A 20983-nucleotide genomic window follows, 5' to 3' on the forward strand; every position below is an offset into this window, starting at 1 on the left:
GCTCGTGGGCGTGCTCGGGGTCCAGGCCGAACAGGAAGGGGCGGGTAAGGGCGTAGGGGATCAACGGCATAGCCCTTGATTCTCTCAGTCGCGATCCCACGGGGGCACGTCGCCCATCTTCTCCAGCATGAAGTCGATCAGCGCCCGCACCTTGGGCGCYGGGTGGCGGCTGGGCAGGTAGACGGCGTAGAGGGTGTCGGCGTCGGCCAGGCCGCCGACCGGCTGCCAGTCGGGCAGCACGGCCTTGAGCCGCCCCGCGCGCAGGTCTGCGCCGACGGCATAGGTGGGCAGCACGGCCAGGCCCAGACCGGCCAGGGCGGCCACGCGCAGGGATTCGCTGCTGTTGGCCGTCAAGCCGCTCTCGAAACGCAGCGCGCCGCGGGTCTCGACCTCGGTTTCGCCGGCTTCAGCGTGCCGAAAGCGCCAGCGGTCGGGGGACTGCAGATAGCCAAAGCGCAGGCAGCGATGGCCGGCGATGTCGGCCACGGCCTGCGGCTCACCGTGGGCCTCCAGATAGGCCGGCGCCGCACACAGCACAAAGCGGATGGCTGCCAATCGCCGCGCCACCAGGCCATCGGAAGGCTTGTGCGTCAGTCGCAGCACGACATCAAAACCTTCCTCGGCCAGGTCGACGTAGCGATCGTTCAGCCCCAGCACGACGTCGATCTGCGGATGCCGGGCGCAGAACTCCGCCATCAGCGCCGTGAACTGCAGATTGCCGAAGGCGGTGGACACCGATAGCCGCAGCACGCCGCGCGGCTCGTCGCGGCGGCCGGCCAGTTCGGTCTCCAGCGCCAGCGACTCATCCAGCAGCCGCAGCGCGCGTTCGTAGACGCTGCGGCCCTCGGCCGTCGGGCTGACGCTGCGCGTGGTGCGGTGCAGCAGGCGCGTGCCGAGCTGGTCCTCCAGCCGCACGACTTGCTTGCTGACGGCCGACTTGGTGGTGCCCAGCAGCCGCGCGGCGCCGGAGAAGCCCTTGGCGTCAACGACGCGAGCGAAGGCTTGCAGGTCTTCAAGGCGGCCCATGGCGACTGTGCTCCGTTTGGAAACTCTGAATCGACTTTATGACGGATTGTGTCCTGGATCATTGATTTCTAGAGTGCAGTCATCCCTTCAAGGAGTCGTCATGTCCACCACCACGCTGTCGCCCTGCATGGCCCGGTCCTTCCGGCCCAGCCTGTTCGACCGCCTGCTGAGCGCCGCTGCCGCGTCCAGCCTGCCGCTGCTTTTCATCCTGCTGTGGAGCAGCGGCTATGTGGCCGGCAAGCTGGCCCTGCCGCACACCGGGCCGCTGACGCTGCTGACGCTGCGCTTCGGCCTCGCCGCCGTCGTGTTGCTGGCCGTGGCGATGGCCACCGGCGCACCATGGCCGCATCGGGCGCGCGGTTGGGCGCACCTGGCCGTTGTCGGCCTGCTGATGCAGGTGCTGCACTTCTCGTGCATCTATTTCGCGCTGCAATGGGGCCTGAGCGCCGGCGTGGCCGGTCTGTTGATCGGCCTGATGCCGCTGGCCACGGCCCTGGGCGCGCATCTGTGGCTGGCCGAGCACATTGGCCGGCGCCAGTTGCTGGCACTGCTCGGTGGCTTGGTGGGCGTGGCCCTGGTCATCGCCGACAAGCCTCTGAACGGCGCCTGGACCGGCTACGCCGTGGCCGGCCTGGGCTTGCTGGGACTCGTCGCCGGCACCCTGTATCAGAAGCGCTTCTGCGCCCACATGGACCTGCGCAGCGGTGCCGGCGTGCAGATGGCCGTGTCGGCCCTGGCCGTCGCCGCGGTGGCTGGCCCGACCGAAGGATTTGCCATCGACTGGGCGCCCGAGCTGATCGGGTCGTGGTTGTGGCTGGGCCTSGTSAACTCCATYGGCGCCTTCAGCCTGATGTTCATCATGATCCGCCGCGGCCAGGCGGGGCAGGTGGCGCGGCTGTTTTTCCTGATCCCCGGCGTGTCGGCGCTGATGGGATTCGTGTTGCTGGGCGAGCGCCTGGAGCCGTTGGCGTTGGCCGGTTTTGGGCTCTCTGCGCTGGCCGTGTGTTTTGCCGCTGCCAAGCGGTGAACCGACGGCTCGATAGAGCCGGCAAAATGCGGGGCTTGCCTGGAGCCCTGCAATGAAACCTTTAGACGATCCCCACCACGACCGCGAAGCGGGCTCCCGCGACGAGACGCGCGACACCACGCGTACCGATGACACCCGCATCGGTGCCGTCCGCGCGCTGATCAGCCCGGCCCTGCTGCTCGAGGAGCTTCCCATCCCCGACGCGACGTTGGAGCTGGTCGAGCAGGCCCGTCAGCAGATCAGTGACGTGCTGCATGGCCGCGACGACCGCCTGCTTGTCATCGTCGGCCCCTGTTCCATCCACGACCACGACCAGGCGATGGACTACGCCCGCCTGTTGAAGACGGCGCGCGAGGAACTGAGCAGCGACCTGCTGATCGTCATGCGCGTCTACTTCGAGAAGCCGCGCACGACGGTGGGCTGGAAAGGCTACATCAACGACCCGCGCCTGGACGGCAGCTTCCACATGAACGAGGGCCTTCGCCTGGCGCGCCAGCTGCTGCTCGACGTCAACGCGCTGGGCCTGCCGGCCGGCACCGAGTTCCTGGACCTGCTGTCGCCGCAGTACATCTCCGACCTGATCGCCTGGGGCGCCATCGGCGCGCGCACCACCGAGAGCCAGAGCCACCGCCAGCTCGCCTCGGGCCTGAGCTGCCCGGTCGGCTTCAAGAACGGCACCGACGGCGGTATCAAGGTCGCCAGCGACGCCGTGCTGGCCGCCAGCAGCGCGCATGCCTTCATGGGCATGACCAAGATGGGTACGGCCGCCATCTTCGAGACCCGCGGCAACGAGGACTGCCACGTCATCCTGCGCGGCGGCAAGGCGCCCAACTACGACGCGGCGTCCGTCAACGCTGCCTGCGATGCGCTCAAGACCTCGGGCCTGCGCGAGCAGGTCATGATCGACTTCTCGCACGCCAACTCCAGCAAGAAGTACGAGCGCCAGGTCGATGTCGGCCATGACGTCGCGGGTCAGATCGCGGGCGGCGATGCGCGCATCACCGGCGTCATGATCGAAAGCCATCTGCAGCCCGGCCGCCAGGATCTGGCCGAGGGCCAGACCAAGGCTGACCTGAAGCCCGGCGTGTCCATCACCGACGCCTGCCTGGGCTGGGCCCAGACCGAGCCGTTGCTGCGCGAACTCGCGACGGCCGTCCGCACAAGGCGCGGCTAAATCCGTTCGCGCCGCCCGGCGCCCACCCGTCGCAGCGCGCTCGCGCCGCGGCGGGGCGATCTCCAACATTCAGCCATCCCACTGCTGAACCCTGGAGATCGCGATGAAACACCAAGCCCTTGCCTCCGCCCTGTTTGCCCTGCTGCCGCTGTGCAGCCAGGCGGCAGACGTCACCCTCGAAGTCGAGGGCCTGGACACGAGCCGCCTGCAGGGCGCCACCCTGATGGTGGCCGTCTTCACGGAGCCGGCCAACTGGCTGCGCCAGCCGCAGACCGGCCTGCGCTTCGTTCTCGGCCCCGAGGCCACTGGCGGCAAGTTCAGCGTCGTGCTCAAGGACCTGCCCGAAGGCCCGCTGGCGCTCAGCCTCTTCCAGGACGCCAATGCCAACGGCCGCCTGGACATGAACGCCATGGGCATTCCGGTCGAGCCCTACGGCTTCTCCAATAACGCTGCTGGCACCTTCGGCCCACCGAAGTTCGAGCAGGCCGTCGTGACACCGGTGACCGGTGCGTCGGTCAAGGTCAAGCTGAACTGAGCGGGGACGGCCATGAGCACGACCCGTCGTTCACTGCTGACCGCGCTGCTGGCCGGCGGCCTCAGCCCCGAACTGCTGGCCCTGGGCCTGCCGATCGATACCTTCGCTGCCGATGCGCCGGAACTCTTGCCGCTGCGTGGCTTGAATGGCGAGAACCTGGACGCCAGCGCCGTCGTTGAAGGGCGCCTGCCCGCCGCGCTGCGCGGCCGCTACTTCCGCAATGGTCCTGGCCTGATGCAACGCGCCGGCCAGCGCTACCACCACTGGTTCGACGGCGATGGCCTGGTTCAGTCCTGGACACTGCAGGACGGCCGCGCCAGCCACCGCGCCCGCTTCGTGCAAACGACCAAGTTCCGCGCCGAGCAAGAGGCCGGCCGCTTCCTGCTGCCCGCTTTCGGTACGGCCATCAAGGCCGAACTGCCGGTGCGCGGGCCCGACAGCGTCAACGTGGCCAACACCAGCGTGCTGATGCAGGGTGACTGCCTCTACGCCTTGTGGGAGGGCGGCAGCGCCTATGAGCTGGACCCGGCGACGCTCGCGACGCGCGGCGTCAAGACCTGGGCGCCTGAGCTGCGTGGCATGCCCTTCTCGGCCCATCCCAAGGTCGAGCCCGACGGCACGGTGTGGAACTTCGGCACGGCCAACGGTCGGCTGGCCGTCTATCAGCTCGATGCCGCCGGTACCGTGCGCCGCCATGCGCTGCTGGATGTGCAGGCTCCGGCCATGCTTCATGACTTCGCCGTGTCGCAACGCCACCTCGTCTTTCTGCTGGCGCCCATCACCATGGACATGGCGGCCGTGCGCGCTGGGGCATCCATGGTCGACGCGATGCGCTGGGCCGGCGAGCAACCGACGCGCGTGCTCGTCGTCGACAAGGCCGACTTCTCGAAGCAGCGCAGCTTCGAGATGCCGGCCGTCCAGGTCTTTCACTTCGGCAATGCCTGGGACGACGGCCGCATGCTGCGCCTGGACTATGTGCAGAGCACGCCGCTGCCGGAGTTCAACGCCGGCGCCCGGCAGATCATGCGCGGCGAGCGCACGGCGCGCGACGTGTCGACGCCGCGGGTGCTGCAGATCGACCTGGCTAGCGGGCGGCTGAACATCGCTGCGCGCGACGAGGCCGTCGAGTTCCCCGTCGTCGACCCGCGAGTCGTCGCCCGGCGCCACCGCTTCGTCTGGTACCCGACGGCCATCGATACCGGCGCGCGCTGGGGCTTCAACGGCCTGATGCGTTTGGACATCGACAGCGGCGCGCGCGAGCGCTTCAGCTTCGGCAACGACACCGTCGTCGAGGAACATGTGCTGGTGCCCAGGCCCGGCAGCACTCGGGAAGGCGAGGGCTGGCTGGTCGGCATGGGCTATGACATCCAGCGCCGGCGCAGTTTCTTCAGCGTCTTCGATGCGATGCGCCTGGCCAACGGCCCGCTGGCCCGCGCCTGGCTGCCTTACGCCGTGCCCTACGGCTTCCACGGCAAGTTCTACGCCGCTTGAACCTCAAGCCCCCCTGCTTCGAAAACGGGGCAGGGGACTCCGCATTGACAGGCTTTTGCAAGCCACCTATGGTCGCGCCGTTTGTTGAAAGCGCTTTCAGAAAGCGCTTTCACTTTCGGCGATCGGCAGCAGTTCGTCGTCGCCTCGTTTCGGGATTCCTTTCCCAGTCAACACCATGGAGACGACAACATGCTGAATCTGAAGACCTGCGTGGCGATGGCCACCACCCTCTTGCTGGCCGGCACCGCCGGCGCGGCCACGACAAATGCCTTCGCCAATGGCGGCTTTGAGACCGCGGGCGGCCCCGGCCAGCTCGCCGCCGGCTGGCTGACGGCGGCCACCAGCAGCCCGGCCTCGCGATCCACCGACGCCCACTCCGGCAGCTTCTCGCTGCTGCTGAGCGCGCCCAACGGCTTCGATGCCTCCATCGCGCTGCAGGATGCCGTCGGCCACGGCGGCATGCCGGCGCTGGGTGCTGCCAATGTCGGCGACACGCCCTGGCTGAGCTTCTGGGCCAAGGGTGACGCCAGCGTCACCGGCAACGCCTTCGTCACGCTGCGCTACATGGGGGCCAACGGCATCATCGGCACGGCCCTCAACCAGCAGTTCCAGGGCCAGATCAACACCAGCAGCTGGACGCAGATCAGCTTCCAGGCGGTGGCCATCCCGGTCGGCACAACCTCGGTCTTCATCGAGATCGGCACCGCCGTCGGCCCGATCCTGGAGAACCGCGCCAACGCCGTCCTCGTCGACGACCTGCAGTTCGCCCTGAACGTCGCCGCCGTGCCCGAGCCGGGCAGCTACGCGCTGCTGCTGGCGGGCCTGGTCACCGTCGGCGCCATCGCCCGCCGCCGCCGCGCCTGAACCCGAGGAGACAAGCCATGCAAGCCAAGATTCACACCCTCTCCAGGATCGGCGCGTCGCTGCTGCTCTGCGGCCTGGCCGCCCACGCCAGCGCCGCCGGCACCGTCGTCATCAACACCTATGGCCCCGGCGATGACGTCAGCGGCTGGGCCTCACTGCTGGGCCAGGGCCAGGACCTCGCCGTCGCCTTCGATATCAGCAGCGCCACCACCATCCAGTCCATCCTCACGTCCATCGACGGCGTGGGCGGCATCACCGTCGGCATCATGGCCCGCCAGGGCGCCGTGCCCGCCGGCAACAGCTGGCTCTACAGCACGCACTTGACCGATCCCTGGGCCAACACGGCGTTGGCGCCCAGCGGCTGGAACCTGGCCGCCGGCAGCTACTGGCTGGTGACCCAGGCCGACGCCGGCTTCGCCGGCCAATGGCAGAGCGGCACCGATTCGCCCAGCGCCGCCTGGGCCTTCTCCTCGTCCGGCAGTTGGCAGGCGGTCAACACGGGCTTCACCGGCGCGCCGGCCACCCGCATCACCGTCACCAGCGCCGTGCCCGAGCCCTCGACCTACGGCTTGATGGCCCTGGGCGCCCTCGTCGTCGGGGCCCGCCTGCGTCGCAACCGCCAGCAAGGATGAATGCCATGAATCGCCAAACCCTCATCGGCGGCCTGCTGCTGGCCGCCAGTGCCATCGCTTCCGCCAGCGTCACCAGCCCCGTCGTCGGCAAGCTGCTCTGGTCCGAGGAATTCAACGGCGCCAGCCTCGACAGCGCGCTCTGGTCGACCTATGACGGCAACGGCTGCCAGATCGGCCTGTGCGGCTACGGCAACCAGGAGCTGGAGTACTACCGCCCCAACAACCTCAGCATCGTCAACGTGCCTTTCGAGCCCGCCACGCGGGCCCTGGCCATCACGGCCAAGCGCGAGGTGATGGGCGCCAACCAGTTCACCTCCGGCAAGCTGGACTCGGCGGGCAAGGTGCAGGTCAAGTACGGGATGATCGAAATCCGCGCGGCCACGCCGTCGGTCGGCGTCGGCCTGTGGCCGGCCCTGTGGCTGCTGGGCACCAGTCCGCAGGCCTGGCCGCGCAAGGGCGAGATCGACATCATGGAGCAGGGCGGCCGCCGGCCCGCGGGCCTGCCCGCCGTGTCGCCGGACCAGTTCGTCGGTTCCAACGTCATCACCTTCAACCAGGCCGCCTGCGTGCCCGGCAACGAAAGCTGCGCCGCGTCCACTGCCTGGCAGACCAAGAACTGGGTCACGCCCACGCGCTCGTTGGCCAACCGCTTCGTGCTGTATCGCCTGTATTGGACTGACACGCAGATCCGCTTCACGCTGGTGGACAACGGCCGTGAACTTGACATGTACAAGGCGCCCATCTCCACGGTGGGTTCGCCAGCGCTGCAGGAGCCGTTCTATCTGCTGATGAACATGGCTGTCGGCGGCAACTTCACGCCGGCCGCCACGCCTGCGCAGATCACCGCGCCGTTGCCCGCGACGATGTACGTGGACTATGTGCGTGTCTATGAGCTGGACGGCAAGGGCGAGGTCAAGCTGGGCGTCGGCATCACGCCGGAGGCCGGCAAATTCGGCGTGTTCACCGACAACACGCCGGTCAACAACAGCCAGGCGCTCGGCACGTCGGCGGACTTCTTCATCTGGAACACCGGTTCCATGGGTGGCGGCAACATCCCGGCGTTTGAGGGGTCCAACGTGCTGGCGCTGAACTACTTCGCGCCGGGGCAGTGGTTCGGCGGTGCCGTCCAGTCGCGCCAGGTGCACGACATGAGCGGCTTCCGTGGCGGCAACATCAAGCTGAAGATCAAGGCGCCGGCCAATGTCGCCTTCAAGATCGGCATCCTGGACACCTACACCAACCACAGCTGGGTGACCTTCCCCGCCAACACCACGGCCTATGGCCTGGTGCGCAACGGCGAGTGGGGCACGGCCACCATCCCTGTGGCCGAGATCGCCGGCCCCCTGGTGGCGCTGCAGTCCATGAACTCGCTGTTCGAGTTCCTCAGCGTGGACGGCTCCAATCCGGCCGCGTCCTTCCAGATGGCCTTCGACGACATCATCTGGGACTCGGGCGTGGCGGCTGTGAACGCCGTGGCCGTGACGGCGCCGGCGCTTGCCAAGACGGCCGCCGTGCCGACGGCCTCGACGCAGGCCGGTGCGACCACCCTCGAACTCGCCGCCAACGCGACGGGCTGGGTGGACGCGCACTACACGGTCAACGGCGGCGAGACCCGGACCGTGCGCATGCGCCAGGACGGCGCTGCCAGCCGGTACACGCTGGGAGGGCTGAAGAAGGGTGACGTCGTGGAATACCGATTCACGTCCTGGGACAGCAGGAGCCAACTGGCCACCGATTCGGCGGTCAGGAGCGTGGTGATGAAGTGAGCCGGACCGGGATCGGCGTTGTTCACCGCGCCGATCCCGGACAATCCGGGCCCATGAATCAAGACCAGCTCRAGCAACTCGTCGGCCGTGCGGCTCTGGACTATGTTCCCGCCGGTCAGATCCTCGGCGTCGGCACCGGCTCCACGGTGGACTGTTTCATTGATGCGCTCGCGGCCAGCGGTATCGCCATCCCCGGTGCGGTGTCGAGCTCGGAGCGCTCGACGCAGCGCCTCATCAAGCATGGAATCCCCGTGCTGAATGCGACAGAGGTGGAGCGGCTGGCCGTTTACATCGACGGCGCCGACGAGATCGATGGCAGGGGCTTCATGGTCAAGGGCGGTGGTGCCGCGCTGACGCGCGAGAAGATCGTGGCGGATCTGGCCGACCAGTTCGTCTGCATCGCCGACGAATCCAAGCTCGTGCAGACCCTGGGCAAGTTTCCGCTGCCTGTCGAGATCGTCCCGATGGCCGCCGCCCAGCTGGCGCGCCGTTTTGCCAAGCTCGGCGGCGAGGCCAGGCTGCGGGCCGGCGTCGTCACCGACAACGGCGGCCACATCCTCGACGTGACGGGCCTGTCCATCACCGACCCGCTGGCTTTCGAGGCCGAGGTCAGCCAGTGGCCGGGCGTCGTCACCGTCGGCGTGTTCGCCCGCCACAAGGCCAGCGTCTGTCTGCTCGGCGGTGCCGACGGCGTGAAGACCCTGAAGTTCTGACCGCATGCCGCGCGAGCCCCTCGGCTTCGATGCGGCATCGCACGAGAGGCACCATTGGTGGCGCAGCCTGCTGTTCAAGCTGGCCGTGTGCGGCGCCGCAACGGCGCTGCTGTGGTGGGCGAGCGGCTGGGCCGGCATGCTGGTGGCGCTGATGCTGTGGGGCCGTGCCTTCGCGTCCGATCTTGTTGCCCTGGGCGAAACGGTCGGGCGGGGCCTGAAGGCACTGGCCTTCCGGCCCGTGCAGGGGCGCTACTACGCGTTCAAGGGCCACCGCATTCGTGTGCTGGACGATGACATCGAGCGCCACCGCTGGATCGCGCTGGAGGATTTGTCGATGGCCCTGGGTGCGCCGATGCCGGCCGCATCGCTGCGGCGTCGCCATCCACAGTCGGTGCGCGAGCAACGCGACGGTAGCTATGTGCTCGATGAGGTCGTCCTGACCTGGCTGCGCGAGCAGCGCGGGGATCGCGCCGGGCGGTTGGCGCACTGGGTGGAACGTGAGGTCTGGTACCCGGCACGCGGCCGCAAGGCCAGCTACGCCCAGAAAAAAGGGGCGTCCGAAGACGCCCCCGATTGAGCCCGCTCGGCTCAGTTCCTGCCGACAGCGCTCCAGGCAGAGGCCACGGCATTCGCCTCGGCGCTGCCAGTCCCGTAGAGCTCATTGGCGGCGGCGATGGTGCCACTGCGTGCGCCGGCGTAGTTGGTGGACGAAGTGAACTTCGTCGTCAGCGCCCGGTACCAGATCTTGGCGGCCTTGTCCCGGCCGATGCCCGTCAGCGAGCCCGCGCCGGTGGCGACGCGGGTGTTGCCGGCCACGCAGGTCGGGCTGTTGCCGTAGGCACTGTTGGTGCCTTCGGCGAGCAGGAAGAAGAAGTGGTTGGTCACGCCCGAGCTGTAGTGCACGTTGAGATTGCCCACGCCCGAGTACCAGCAGTCCGCCGATGCACCGTCGGCGCTGGGCTTGACCATGCTGCGCAAGGCCCCGCCGCCCACCATGATCTTCTCGCCGATCAGGTAGTCGCCCGGGTCGCTGGCATTGGCGGCGTAGAACTCGACCATGGTGCCGAAGATGTCGGAGTTGCCCTCGTTGAGGCCGCCGGACTCGCCGGAATAGGTCAGGTTGGCCGTGCGGCTGGTGACGCCGTGGCTCATCTCGTGGCCGGCCACGTCCAGGGACACCAGCGGCTTGATGCTGGTGCCGTCGCCGTCGCCATAGGTCATGCAGAAGCAGGAGTCCGACCAGTAGGCATTGGCGTAGTTGCGGCTGTAGTGAACGCGGTTGTAGGCACCCTTGCCGTCATTGGCGATGCCGTTGCGGCCATGCACGTTCTTGTAGTAGTCCCAGGTCATGGCCGTGCCGTACTGCGCATCGGCGCCAGCGCTGGCGGCGTCGCTGGTCGCGTTGTTGCCCCAGCTGTTGTCGGCGTCGGTCATGACGCTGCCACCGTTCTTGCGACCGCCCATGCTGATCGTGTAGGTGCCGCCGCGGCTCGGGTCGCGCAGCTCGTAGCCGCCRCTGATGCTGTTGGTCGTCAGCGCCACGTTGCCGCTGTACAGCGTCTTGCCCGTGCCGTTGGCGGCCGCGGTGTGGATGTCGTCCCAGGCGTCGAGCTGGCGGGCATCCAAGGCGTCGACGATCACATGCTTCTCGAACGGCGTGCCATCGGCGCTTTCTCCGGAGACGGGCACGTCCCAGGCCAGGGCGGGCGCCTGGTCGCGGGCATAGATGACGAGTTCGGGTTTGCCGGCGTCGCCGTCCATCGTGCGCAGCACGGCCATGGCGGCGCGATTGGCGTTCAGGGCCGGCTTGGTGGCGATGCCGTCCAGGCGCCAGCGCAGGTTGTGGTGCATGGCGCGCAGGGTGCCGAAGCGGTCGGTCTGCACGATGAGGTCGCCGCCGATGACGCGCAGGCCCGCGACGCTGCGGTCCAGGCGCACATGGCTGCCGCCGTCGCTGTCGATGACGATGTCGCGCACGCTGTAGCTGTGCTCGCTGCCGTGCAGGCTGAGGCCGGGAAACTGGCGCACATGGCCTTCGGCGCGGCTCTTCAGTGCGTTGGCGTCTGCGCGATTGGACTGGGCCTGGGCCAACGAGGCCGTGAGTGCCACGCTCAGCAGCGCGAGGCGAAAGATCGGGCGAAACATCGGGAGCTCCTGGTTTGTTGGAAAGCGCGGCGGGTCTGCCGCAGGGTGCGCCGGTGCGGCGCTGGCATGACTTTGCTCACCCATGCCGCCGCGCGGGCTGGGAACATCCCGGGTGTGGCGCTGGGGCGCAACAAGCCGGGCGACCTTTGGCGTATCAGCCTGTAAGGGCGGCTCCCACCACGCTGGGCACCGGCGACCTTGCCCTGAACGAGGGACGGGCCGCCCCTGATTCCCAAAAGCAAAGAGCCGGGCATTGCCCGGCTCCCGTTCAATGGCGCTGCGTGGCGCGGCTTAGAAGGTCTCCCAATCGCCGTCGTCCTTCGCCGGCGCTGGCGTCGGGGCAGGGCGCGGCGCAGTTGCGGGCGCCGGCCTGGCCATGGGCGCGGCGGTCGGCCTGGCATTGGCGGCGGGCCTGGGTGCCGGGGCCTTGGCCGCCGGCTTGGCCGGCGCGGGCCGGTGTGCGGCCGGTGCCCTGGGCGCTGCCGGTCGGTGGGCCGCGCCACCGCTGAGCTTGAACACCCCGATGGCCTCGGCCATGCGGGCCGACTGCTCGCGCAGGCTTTCGGCCGCGGCGGCGGATTGCTCCACCAGGGCGGCGTTCTGTTGCGTCATCTGGTCAAGCTGCACGACGGAGCCATTGACGACGCCGATGCCCTCGCTCTGCTCGCGCGCTGCGGCGCTGATCTCGCCAATGATGTCGGTCACTCGCTGCACGCTGGCGACGATCTCGGTCATCGTCGCGCCGGCGTCCTGCACCTGCTGGGTACCGGAGTCCACACGCTCGACGCTGGCACTGATGAGGCTCTTGATCTCCTTCGCGGCCTCGGCGCTGCGCTGGGCCAGCAGCCGCACCTCGCCGGCCACGACGGCGAAACCACGGCCTTGCTCGCCAGCCCGGGCCGCTTCCACGGCGGCGTTCAGGGCCAGGATGTTCGTCTGGAAGGCGATACCGTCGATGGTGCCGATGATCTCGTTGATCTTGCGCGAGCTGTGGCTGATCTGGTCCATGGTCGCGACGACCTGCGACACGGCCTCGCCGCCGCGCCGGGCGACGCTGGCGGCGGAGCTGGCAAGCTGGTTGGCCGTCATGGCTGCGTCGGCCGTCTGCTTGACGGTGCCGGTCAACTCGGACATGGACGACGCGGTGTTCTGCAGATTGCTCGCCGTCTGCTCGGTGCGCTGGCTGAGGTCCAGGTTGCCGGTGGCGATTTCGGCGCTGGCCGTGCCAATGCTGTCGGCGGCTTCGCGCACCTTGGCGATGAGTTTTTGCAGCCCTTGCTGGGTGTCGTCCAGCGCGCCGAGCAGGCGTCCGACGTCACCACTGCCGCCGCGCGGAATGGGGTGGGTCAGGTCAAAGCGAGCCAGCGCCTCGGCGGCCTCGGTGGCCGCATGCAGGCTGCCGCCCGAGCCGCCACTGGTCAGCAGGCCGAACAGGCCGGCCACCCAGGTGAGCGCCAGGACGGCATACAACCAACCCTTGGCGGCGCCGGCGGTGTCGCCCAGGCCGGACAGCGCCATGCCGGCGCCCACGGTGACCACGCCGAGCACAACGCCCAGAGCCAACTTCAACCGCTGCGAACCGCTCATGCCGTCGTCTCCATCAGATAAGGAAAAGGACACTGGCCAGGCCGGTGTCAACAGCGCAGTGTGCCGCCGGCTCTGGTGGGGCGGAAGAGCGATATGGGGGAGGAAGCGGCAATAGTTGYCCGAACCAGGGCCAAACAGGCCGGCTCAGCCGCCCGGCCTGCGTCGCTGGCGCAACGCGAAGCGCAGCGGGTCGACAGCGTCCAGCAGCTCGGCCTCGAGCGGCCGTGGCGAGCCCAGGGCCAGCGCCGCGACCAGGCGCCCGGCCAGGGCCGCCCAGGTGATGCCTCGCGAGGCAAAACCGGTGCAGGCGATGAGCCCCGGCTGGCGTGGCTGCAGGCGCAGTTGCTCGGCCGCCTCACCGGGAGCCGCCAGACCGCCGATCAGCGGCAGGCGGTCCGGCGCGATGAGGCGCCAGGCCACGCGGCCGGCGAGCGGCGCCTGCGGCGGGGTGGCCAGGCCGGCCAAGCGCGCGTAGCGGGCGAGGTTGTCGGCCTGATCAACCTCGCGCAGCGCCGGGTCGAGATCACCGTCCTGGGTCGTCGCACCGCACCACAGGCCGCCGCGGCCATCGGCGATGGCGTAGCCGTCGCGGGCGATGGGGACGGTGGGGCACCAGGGTGCTTCCGGCAAGTGGGTCAACTGGCCGCGCTGCACGGTCAAGCCGGCAGCCAGTTCGCCGAGCAGCGACAGTTGGCCATGGCCGCCGGCCAACACGACAAGGGGCGCCTCGGCGATGCGATGACCCTGGGCATCCCGCAGGCGCCAGCCGTCGGTGGCTGCTTCCAGGGCGGCGACGGGGCTGCCCAGTTTCAGGGCGACCCCGCTGGCGGCCAGCATGGCGCGGATGTAGGCGGCCGGGTCCAGCGCGCCACCACCGGGATAGAACCAGGCCGGGTGGGCGAGGGCGGTGCCGGCCAGGATCGAGGCGCCTTCGGCGGACAGGGCCTCGACATAGCCCGGCGCGCCGCGCATGGCGGCCAGCGGCAGTCGCGTCTCCATCCTCAGCAGGCCGCGCTGATGAGGCAGGGCGAGCTCCGTCAGCAAAGCCTGCGTGGCCAGCGCCGCGGCGCGGTTGAAGCGCGCGTGCGGGCCGTCGTCCGGGTTGAGGGTGCCGTGGAAGAGGCCGGCCGGGTTGCCCGAGCTGGCCTGGGCCGGGCCTGGCAACGCATCGACGACGGTGCAGGCCACGCCCGCCCGCGAGAGCGCCAGCGCGCAGGCCGCACCCGCAAGGCCGGCGCCGACGATGACGGCCTGTTTCGCGCCGGGCGCCAGCGGCTCGCGGCCGGCCGGCCGCTGCGTGTGCCGAGGCGCGAACCGGGCGACGGTCATCTCGGGCTTGTTGGCAAAACCTGGCGCCAGGCTCACTTCGAAGCCCAGCGCGGTGAGCGCCCTGCGCATGGGCCGCGAGATGCTCCACGTGGCCGCCGTCGTGCCGGGCACGGCGTGCCGGGCCAGGCTCTTCAGCAGCCATTCGTCCCACAGCTCCGGGTTGCGCTGTGGCGCAAAGCCATCGAGGTAGAGGGCGTCGGCGTCCAGCACCAGTTCGCGCAGCAGCTCGCGCGCATCGCCCAGGCCCAGCAGCAGCTCGATGCGACCGCCCTCGAAGCTCAGCGTGTGCAGGCCGGCGGTCAGCGGCGGCCAGCGTTCGACCAGTTGGGCCGCCAGGTCGGGCAAGGGGCTGGCCGCATGGACGCGGGCCAGGTCGTCGCGCTTCAGTGGGTGCTTCTCCACGCTGACGAAGACGAGGCGCTCGCAGCGTGCCGGGTCTTGCCGCCATGCATCCCAGGTGGCGAGGAAGTTGTTGCCCAGGCCAAAGCCGGTCTCCAGCACGACGAAGCGCTCGCGGCCCTGCCAGCGGCCGGGCAGGCCGTTGCCGGCGACGAACACGTGGCGGGCCTGGGGCAGGGCGCCGGCGCGCGAGTGGTAGACGTCGCCGAAGGTGGGGGAAGCCGGGGCATCGGGGTCGGAAAAGTCGACCTCGGTGGGCTCGATCGCCGGGGACTTCATTGGCCCATGCGTTGCATTTCGCCGGACTCGATGATGCGCACGGCCGGGCCGGGGGCTTCGAGGGCCAGGCGCATGGCCCGTGCAATGCGCTGCGGCGAGATGGGGCGCCAAGTGCCGGGAATCAGCCCAGCCAGCGGCCGTACCAGCCTCAGCGTCCAGGCCTCCKCCGTGCGGCGCGGTTGGTCGAGCTGCTCACGCTCGCCGTCCAGCAGGGAAGGCCGAGCGATGACGAGGCGCTCGAAGCCGAGTGCGATCAGCGCGTCCTCGGCCTCACCCTTGACCTGGTTGTAGAAGACCGGCGAACGCGCGTTCGCACCGAGCGCCGACACCAGGCCGCAATGCGTGGCGCCCGCCTCGCGCGCCGCGCGGGCGACGGTGAGCACTGCGTCGAAATCTGCTGCGCGAAAGGCCTCGCGCGAGCCAGCCTGGGCCATCGTCGTTCCGAGCGCAATCAGCACGCAGCCAGGGATGGGCAATGCGGTGAACGAGGCAGGCCGCGTGTAGTCCACCGCCGTCATGCCCGGCCGCGGCTTGCGCGCCAGCGCGATGGCGTCGGGCCATTCGGCGCACAGTGCGCGGCCGACGAGGCCGGTCGCGCCGGCTATCCAGGTGCTTGTCATCTAGTCCTCGAGCAGAGCGGCCAGCGCCTGCGCGTCCAGCGGCGAAGCCTGTTCATGGCCCTCGAGCATGCCCTCGGCCAGGCCGCGCTTGTCGCGGTGCAGCTCGATGATGCGCTCCTCCACCGAGCCGGCCGTCACCAGCCGGTAGACGGTGACCGGGCGCTGCTGGCCCATGCGGTGGGCACGGCCGCTGGCCTGGTCTTCGGCGGCGGGGTTCCACCAGGGGTCGACGATGAGGACATAGTCGGCCATCGTCAGGTTCAAACCGAACCCGCCGGCCTTCAGGCTGATGAGGAACACATCGCCCTCGCCACGCTGGAAGGCCGCTACGCGCTTGGTGCGCTCGGCTTGCGGCGTGCTGCCGTCCAGGCGCTGGAAGGGCAGGGCCATCTGCGTGAGGCGCTCGCCCAGCAGGTCGAGGTAGTCGGTGAACTGGCTGAAGACGAGGGCCTTGTGGCCTCCCGCCACCAGCTCGCGCACGATGTGCTCGAACTCGGCCATCTTGGCTCCCACCAGGCCCAGCTCGGGTGACACGAGGCGCGGGTCGCAGGCGGCGCGGCGCAGGCGCATCAGCTCGGCCAGCACCTGCATGGGCGCGGCGCGCTCGCCGCTGGCCGCTGCCGCGGCCACCGCTGCTTGCGCGTCGCGGCGCAGGGCTTCGAGGAAGTGGCGTTCCTGCTCGCTGGGCTCCACGCGGTGGATGATCTCGGTGCGTGGGGGCAGGTCTTGCAGCACTTGCGCCTTGGTCCGGCGCAGCAGGAAGGGCGCGACGATGCGGCGCAGCCGGGCGCGGGCCGTCGCGTCCTGCTGGCGCTCGATGGGGCCTGCAAAGCGCTCATTGAACTGCTGCGGTGTGCCCAGCAGGCCGGGGTTGATGAGGTTCATGATGGACCACAGGTCCGCCAGCCGGTTCTCGACCGGCGTGCCGGACAGGGCCAGGCGGAAGTCGGCATCGAACTCGGCGACCGACTTGGCGCGCTTGGTGGCGGCGTTCTTCAGCGCCTGGGCTTCGTCCAGCACCAGCGTGGCCCAGCGGCGCGCGGCAAAGCCCTCGGCGTCGATCTGCGCCAGCGCGTAGCTGGCGACGATGACGTCACCCGGGCCGGCGGCTTGCAGCAGCGCGTTGCGGTCGGCGGCTTCGGCGTAGACCTGCACATTCAGCCCCGGCGAAAACGCGGCGCACTCGGCCGCCCAGTTGCCGCAGACCGACGTGGGCGCCAGCACCAGGGCCGGGCCCAGCGCGCTGCGCTCGATCAGCAGGGCTAGCGTCTGCACGGTCTTGCCCAGGCCCATGTCGTCGGCCAGGCAGGCGCCAAAGCCGGCGGCGGCCAGGCGGCTCATCCACGCAAAGCCCTCGGCCTGGTAGGCACGCAGCTCGGCGCGCAGGGATTTGGGCGGCTGGGGCTGCAGCGCGGCGGCGGCCGTGAGTTGCTCCACCCGCGCCCGCCAGGCTTTGTCGCCGCCCAAGCGCACGCCGGCCAGGCCCTGGTCCAGCCAGGCGGCGCTGGCATTGGGCAGTTGCAGCTCGCCCTTCTTGGTCTGGGCCAGTGAATCGAGGTCGCGCAGCTGCTGTCGCAGTTGCTCGGACAGCGCCAGGTAATGCCCCTCGGCCATGCGCACGAAGCGGCTCTTGCTGGCGCGGCTCAGGGACAGCAGCTCCTGCAGGCCGACGACGCGGCCTTCCTCGACCTGCACCTCGCCGGTCACGCCCAGCCAATCGCGCCCGCTGCTGACCTCGATCTGCACCGCGGCGCCGTCCACCGGCAGTACGCGCATCGGCTTGCCCTTGGGCCAGGCCAGCGCGGCGATTGCCGCCAGGCCGGGCAGGCGCTCCACGGCGGCCAGCGCCTCCTCGGCATCGGCCAGCAGCCAGGGCTGGTCGGGCGGCTGCTCGGGGTCGAGAAAGGGCAGGGCTTCGATGACGGCGGCGCGGTGCTGGGTCTCGGCACCCAGGTCACGCTCCGTGGCCAGGCTCAGGCCCTCGTGCAGGCACATCAGTCGCGCGCGGCCCAGGCCCGGCGTGACGGCGGGGCCGAAGTCGCCAAAGGGTTGGGCCACGAGCAGCAGCGACAGGCCCTCGCCCTGTGGCGTGAGGCGGGCATGCAGGCGGCTGTCGCCGGCCACGCGCTGGCCGGCGTCGGCGTCGGAATGGAGCTGGAAATGGCCGGTCAACACCTGCAGCGCAGCGCCGAGTTCGGCCGTGGCATTGGCCGGTACCTTCCAGCCCTGGGCGACCAGCTCAGCCACGCGGCGCTGGGTGGGCGTGATGCGGATCAGCCGCGCCCGGCTCGGCCCCTCGCGCAGCACGCGCTGGGTGTTGCGGCGCTCGCGTTCGGCCTCAGCCTGGGCGCCGTGCAGCATGCCGGCATGCGGCGACTCGGCAGCGACCAGCGGAGGGTGGAGGTGGAACTCGAAGGCGGCATTGGCGTCCTGGCCAACCCGCCGAATCTCCAGCTCCGGCAGCCCCTCGCTGAGCTCCACCCACTGCCCCGGCGCGTCGGCAAACATCAGGTGCGGATGGCCGATCAGTGCGACCAGGGCTTGGCTCACGTCCAGACGCAGATCATGCACACCGGCCCAGGCGTCGCGCTCGATGTGGCGCAGCACCAGGTTGTCGCGGCTGCGCTGGGCGCCTTGCTTCTTGAGCTTGGCCAGCGTCACGGCCTTGAACTTGAGGCCGCCGCGTGCGCCGTGGTTCATCTCCAGCGGCTCCAGCGTGTGCACGCGGCCGGCGTTGTCGAGCTTGAGCTGCCAGGCCAGCTCAGGCTTGGTGGCGCTGCCGGCGGGCTTGCCATCGTCACTGAGGGCGGCGATGGCCGCGAGGGCGTCCTGCCAGGCCTGGCGCGGCTGGCCGAGGAAGTTGGCAACGCGGGCCGGCCCGGCGCCGCCCAGTTCCAGGCGCTGCAGGGCTGCGCTCAGATAGTCGGCCAGCAAGGCTTCTTCTGGGCCGAGGCCGGCGAGCACGGCCTGTGCGAGCTGGGGCGTCCAGCCGGGTGCTGGCTTGCCCAGCCAGGCGGTGAGCAGCAGGCGGTCCACCGGCGCGGCATCGCCCGGCGTGCGGGGCGTGAAGGCGGCTTCCAGAAAACTGTCCTCGCCCAGCCGCACGCCGATGCCGTGGGCCCACAGGCCCCAGGCCTCGTAGGCGGTGGGGCTGCGGCTGCCGGATTCGGCGATGGCGTATTTGCGCGCCTGCGCCCAGGCCTTGGGGTCGTCCTGGGCCAGCAGGCTGAGCAGGTACAGGCGCGCGGTGTCCAGCGACAGCGCGTTGCGACGGCTGCGGCTGGCGGTGTGGATGGCCTTGATGGCGGCCTCGAAGCCGGCGCTGGCCTCGGCCCAGCGGCCATCGACGAGGGCGCGGGCGGCGGCCAGCAGCGTGACGCCCGGGCCGGCCAGGCCGCGCAGATGCTGCTCGGCGCTGTCCAGTTGCAGCGCCAGCATGTCGGCCTCGGCCAGGCGGGCGTGCATGGGAATGCTGAGCGTGCCGGTACCGGCCTGCAGCCAGGTGCGCAGCTCGGCACGCACCGGGTGGCCGGCGGGCAGGACGTCCAGCAACTGGCCCAGCAAGGTATCTCGAAGATCCGGGTCGATCTGCGCCAGCAGCCCGGGGCACCAGGGCTCGATCAAGGCCTGTAGGGCCAGCATCGGCGGGTTCAGTTCCGGCAATCGGGTGGCGAGCAGTTCATGGAATTCGGCGGCGGGCATGCCCGAGAAGATCATCAGCCGCAGCACCGTGCGCATGTCCTCGGCGCCACGGAAGTTGACCCAGGCGATGGGGTCCTGCCAGTCGCCCCGGCCCGAGCCCAGCAGCCACAGGCGCTGGCGCCAGTAGCGCTCGTGGCCGGGGGCGGCAAGCAAGGTCTGCAGACGCTCGACGTGATCGATCAATGAGACGCGCGTGCCCTTGCCGTACAGCCCCTCGGCACGGCGCTGGGCGACCAGGGCCTGCAGGCCATCGCGCGTGGCGTAGTGGTCGAAGGTCTCGCCGTTGGCGCGCTCACGGCCGGTCAGCGACAGCCATTGCATGACGGCGTTGATGCTGGCGGTGCCGCCCAGCAGCAGCAGGGCGTCGAGCAAGGTCTGCAGGTCGGCCTCGGGCAGGGCGCCGGGGGCGGCGAGTTGCTCGGTCCGCTGGGCCGCTTTGGCTTCCTGGATCTTGCGCAGCATCTCCTGGGCGGTGACGACCGTGCCATCGGGCAGGTTGAACTTGAGCGAGTTGTCGAGCGGGGGGCGTGCCATGGGTGGAATTAGATCAGCCCCTCATGGGAATCCGGGGTCGGCGTCGCCTGTGTTTCAACGGGTTCGGCAAGCGGCACCCGCCTGTAGCAATTGAAACCATTGCACGCCTGCGGGAAGCGGCATTGATACCGCCGATCCAGACACTGATTTGCATCGCGACACGTCGTCGTGAACCTTTTCAAACCCCACAGGGAGATCACCATGTCTTTGCGTCACATCCTCATCGGCGCGGTCGCGCTGGCCTGCAGCGCCGCGGCTCAGGCGGGCCTCGTCAACTACAGCTTCGTGGCCAAAGGCCTGGACGCGGCGACCGGCGGAACGCTGTCGGGCAGCTTGGTGGTGGACATGGATGCCGTCGACTCGGATGCGGGGCCCACGCGCGGCCTCTATGACAGCGGCGCCAAGATGTCGGGCGGTGTTTCAGGTGGCGTGCAGGACGGCATGGCATACACGAATGAGAGCAAGCGGATCTTCGTCGACGCGGATATGGACAGCTTCTTCAGCTTCATTGACCTGAACGATCCGTGGCCCGTCTTCCAGCTGTTCTTGGAGGGGACAACGGGCGTGGATGCGCTGACGACCGGCGCCATGCCCTACCTGTATCTGGAGGACTTCCAGTCCCGTCATGAAATCCGCTTCCAGATGCCCAACGAGAAGCAGTACCGCTACGAGATCACCGCGTTGACCAGTACGGACGTGCCACCCCGCGATGGCGCGTATGAGCTGCCGCTGCCCGGTACGGCGCCGTTGGTCCTGGCGGCTCTGCTGGGCCTCGGCTGGGCCAGGCGCCGGGCCGCCACGCAGCTGCCTTGAGGGGCCAGCTGCCGATGCACGAGCCGTGAGCCGCAGAGGTTGCAGCAGCGGTCGCCCAGCAAAAACGGCCTGCCCCGTGAGGGACAGGCCGCGCAGGCGATGCCTTGGACTCAGCGCTTGGGCTGCGTCAGGCGCGGGCCGTTGTTGTGGCGCGGGGCGCCGCCGGCGTTGCCGCGGGCTGGTTGGGCGCCGGCTGCGCGAGGGGCGTGCTCGGCATGGGGCTTAGGCGCGGTCTTGGCGCCGCCCACGCCGGTGTGGCCGGCGGGCTTGCCGCCACGACCACCACCGCCACCGCCGCCTGCGCTGGGCCGGCCGCCGTCACGCGAGCCGCCGCGGCTGTCGCCGCC

General features: G+C 69.8%; 15 protein-coding genes and 2 pseudogenes. 10 read left to right on the forward strand and 7 right to left on the reverse strand.

The annotated features are described in order from the left end of the window. Positions 1–84 precede the first annotated feature (84 nt). Positions 85–1026, reverse strand: a complete 942-nt coding sequence (locus tag ACXJKJ_RS28090; RefSeq protein ID WP_457394291.1) for a LysR family transcriptional regulator — start codon at positions 1024–1026, stop codon at positions 85–87. A 100-nt stretch (positions 1027–1126) separates the two neighbouring features. On the opposite strand from ACXJKJ_RS28090, the gene ACXJKJ_RS28095 reads away from it, so the two are divergent. The 9 genes from ACXJKJ_RS28095 (at position 1127) to ACXJKJ_RS28135 (ending at position 9805) form a co-directional block, all read left to right on the forward strand. Further along, positions 1127–2053, forward strand: a complete 927-nt coding sequence (locus ACXJKJ_RS28095) for a DMT family transporter (RefSeq protein WP_457394293.1) — start codon at positions 1127–1129, stop codon at positions 2051–2053. A 52-nt stretch (positions 2054–2105) separates the two neighbouring features. Next, positions 2106–3227, forward strand: a complete 1122-nt coding sequence (locus tag ACXJKJ_RS28100; protein ID WP_457394296.1) for a 3-deoxy-7-phosphoheptulonate synthase — start codon at positions 2106–2108, stop codon at positions 3225–3227. A 103-nt stretch (positions 3228–3330) separates the two neighbouring features. Beyond that, positions 3331–3762, forward strand: coding sequence for a DUF2141 domain-containing protein (locus tag ACXJKJ_RS28105; RefSeq protein ID WP_056196160.1), 432 nt, complete (start codon positions 3331–3333; stop codon positions 3760–3762). Positions 3763–3774: 12 nt separating this feature from the next. Next, positions 3775–5253: a carotenoid oxygenase family protein gene (locus ACXJKJ_RS28110; protein ID WP_457394299.1), complete on the forward strand. Its 1479-nt coding sequence runs from the start codon at positions 3775–3777 to the stop codon at positions 5251–5253. Positions 5254–5442: 189 nt separating this feature from the next. After that, entirely contained in the window at positions 5443–6117 is a 675-nt protein-coding gene (locus tag ACXJKJ_RS28115) for a PEP-CTERM sorting domain-containing protein (RefSeq protein WP_457394302.1), read from the forward strand. 17 nt (positions 6118–6134) lie between these two features. Next, complete coding sequence (locus ACXJKJ_RS28120; protein WP_056196167.1) at positions 6135–6749, forward strand: PEP-CTERM sorting domain-containing protein; 615 nt, start codon at positions 6135–6137, stop codon at positions 6747–6749. 5 nt (positions 6750–6754) lie between these two features. Next, complete coding sequence (locus ACXJKJ_RS28125; RefSeq protein WP_457394304.1) at positions 6755–8515, forward strand: glycoside hydrolase family 16 protein; 1761 nt, start codon at positions 6755–6757, stop codon at positions 8513–8515. Between the two features lie 53 nt (positions 8516–8568). Next, entirely contained in the window at positions 8569–9228 is a 660-nt protein-coding gene (rpiA, locus tag ACXJKJ_RS28130) for a ribose-5-phosphate isomerase RpiA (RefSeq protein ID WP_457394307.1), read from the forward strand. A gap of 4 nt (positions 9229–9232) precedes the next feature. Then, a complete protein-coding gene (locus ACXJKJ_RS28135; RefSeq protein WP_457394310.1) occupies positions 9233–9805 on the forward strand; it encodes a hypothetical protein in 573 nt (190 codons plus the stop codon). Between the two features lie 11 nt (positions 9806–9816). Here ACXJKJ_RS28135 and ACXJKJ_RS28140 read toward each other — a convergent pair whose 3' ends face one another. From ACXJKJ_RS28140 to ACXJKJ_RS28160, 5 genes and pseudogenes are all read right to left on the reverse strand, one after another. Beyond that, entirely contained in the window at positions 9817–11373 is a 1557-nt protein-coding gene (locus tag ACXJKJ_RS28140; RefSeq protein ID WP_457394312.1) for a M4 family metallopeptidase, read from the reverse strand. Positions 11374–11664: 291 nt separating this feature from the next. Beyond that, a pseudogene (locus tag ACXJKJ_RS28145) lies at positions 11665–12456 on the reverse strand (methyl-accepting chemotaxis protein); the annotation flags it as partial. A gap of 648 nt (positions 12457–13104) precedes the next feature. Then, on the reverse strand, positions 13105–14967 hold the full coding sequence (gene mnmC, locus ACXJKJ_RS28150; RefSeq protein WP_457394314.1) for an FAD-dependent 5-carboxymethylaminomethyl-2-thiouridine(34) oxidoreductase MnmC: 1863 nt from the start codon (positions 14965–14967) through the stop codon (positions 13105–13107). Then, the gene (locus tag ACXJKJ_RS28155; protein WP_457394317.1) at positions 14964–15587 is read right to left on the reverse strand and encodes a hypothetical protein; all 624 of its coding nucleotides are present in this window, start codon (positions 15585–15587) and stop codon (positions 14964–14966) included. Before ACXJKJ_RS28155 ends, mnmC begins: the two co-directional genes overlap by 4 nt. Beyond that, positions 15588–19823, reverse strand: coding sequence for an SNF2-related protein (locus ACXJKJ_RS28160; RefSeq protein WP_457394319.1), 4236 nt, complete (start codon positions 19821–19823; stop codon positions 15588–15590). Between the two features lie 201 nt (positions 19824–20024). On the opposite strand from ACXJKJ_RS28160, the gene ACXJKJ_RS28165 reads away from it, so the two are divergent. Then, entirely contained in the window at positions 20025–20636 is a 612-nt protein-coding gene (locus tag ACXJKJ_RS28165) for a hypothetical protein (RefSeq protein ID WP_457394322.1), read from the forward strand. Between the two features lie 110 nt (positions 20637–20746). On the opposite strand, the pseudogene ACXJKJ_RS28170 reads toward ACXJKJ_RS28165, so the two are convergent. After that, positions 20747–20983 (reverse strand): annotated as a pseudogene (locus ACXJKJ_RS28170) (hypothetical protein); the annotation flags it as partial.

This window comes from Roseateles sp. P5_E1 (genome assembly GCF_054049335.1).

Coding starts and splice junctions, on each gene's coding strand:
- ACXJKJ_RS28105 (WP_056196160.1), top strand. CDS start 3,331: ATGAAACACCAAGCCCTTGCCTCCGCCCTGTTTGCCCTGCTGCCGCTG.
- ACXJKJ_RS28165 (WP_457394322.1), top strand. CDS start 20,025: ATGTCTTTGCGTCACATCCTCATCGGCGCGGTCGCGCTGGCCTGCAGC.
- ACXJKJ_RS28120 (WP_056196167.1), top strand. CDS start 6,135: ATGCAAGCCAAGATTCACACCCTCTCCAGGATCGGCGCGTCGCTGCTG.
- ACXJKJ_RS28110 (WP_457394299.1), top strand. CDS start 3,775: ATGAGCACGACCCGTCGTTCACTGCTGACCGCGCTGCTGGCCGGCGGC.
- ACXJKJ_RS28115 (WP_457394302.1), top strand. CDS start 5,443: ATGCTGAATCTGAAGACCTGCGTGGCGATGGCCACCACCCTCTTGCTG.
- ACXJKJ_RS28100 (WP_457394296.1), top strand. CDS start 2,106: ATGAAACCTTTAGACGATCCCCACCACGACCGCGAAGCGGGCTCCCGC.
- ACXJKJ_RS28135 (WP_457394310.1), top strand. CDS start 9,233: ATGCCGCGCGAGCCCCTCGGCTTCGATGCGGCATCGCACGAGAGGCAC.
- mnmC (WP_457394314.1), bottom strand. CDS start 14,967: ATGAAGTCCCCGGCGATCGAGCCCACCGAGGTCGACTTTTCCGACCCC.
- ACXJKJ_RS28160 (WP_457394319.1), bottom strand. CDS start 19,823: ATGGCACGCCCCCCGCTCGACAACTCGCTCAAGTTCAACCTGCCCGAT.
- ACXJKJ_RS28125 (WP_457394304.1), top strand. CDS start 6,755: ATGAATCGCCAAACCCTCATCGGCGGCCTGCTGCTGGCCGCCAGTGCC.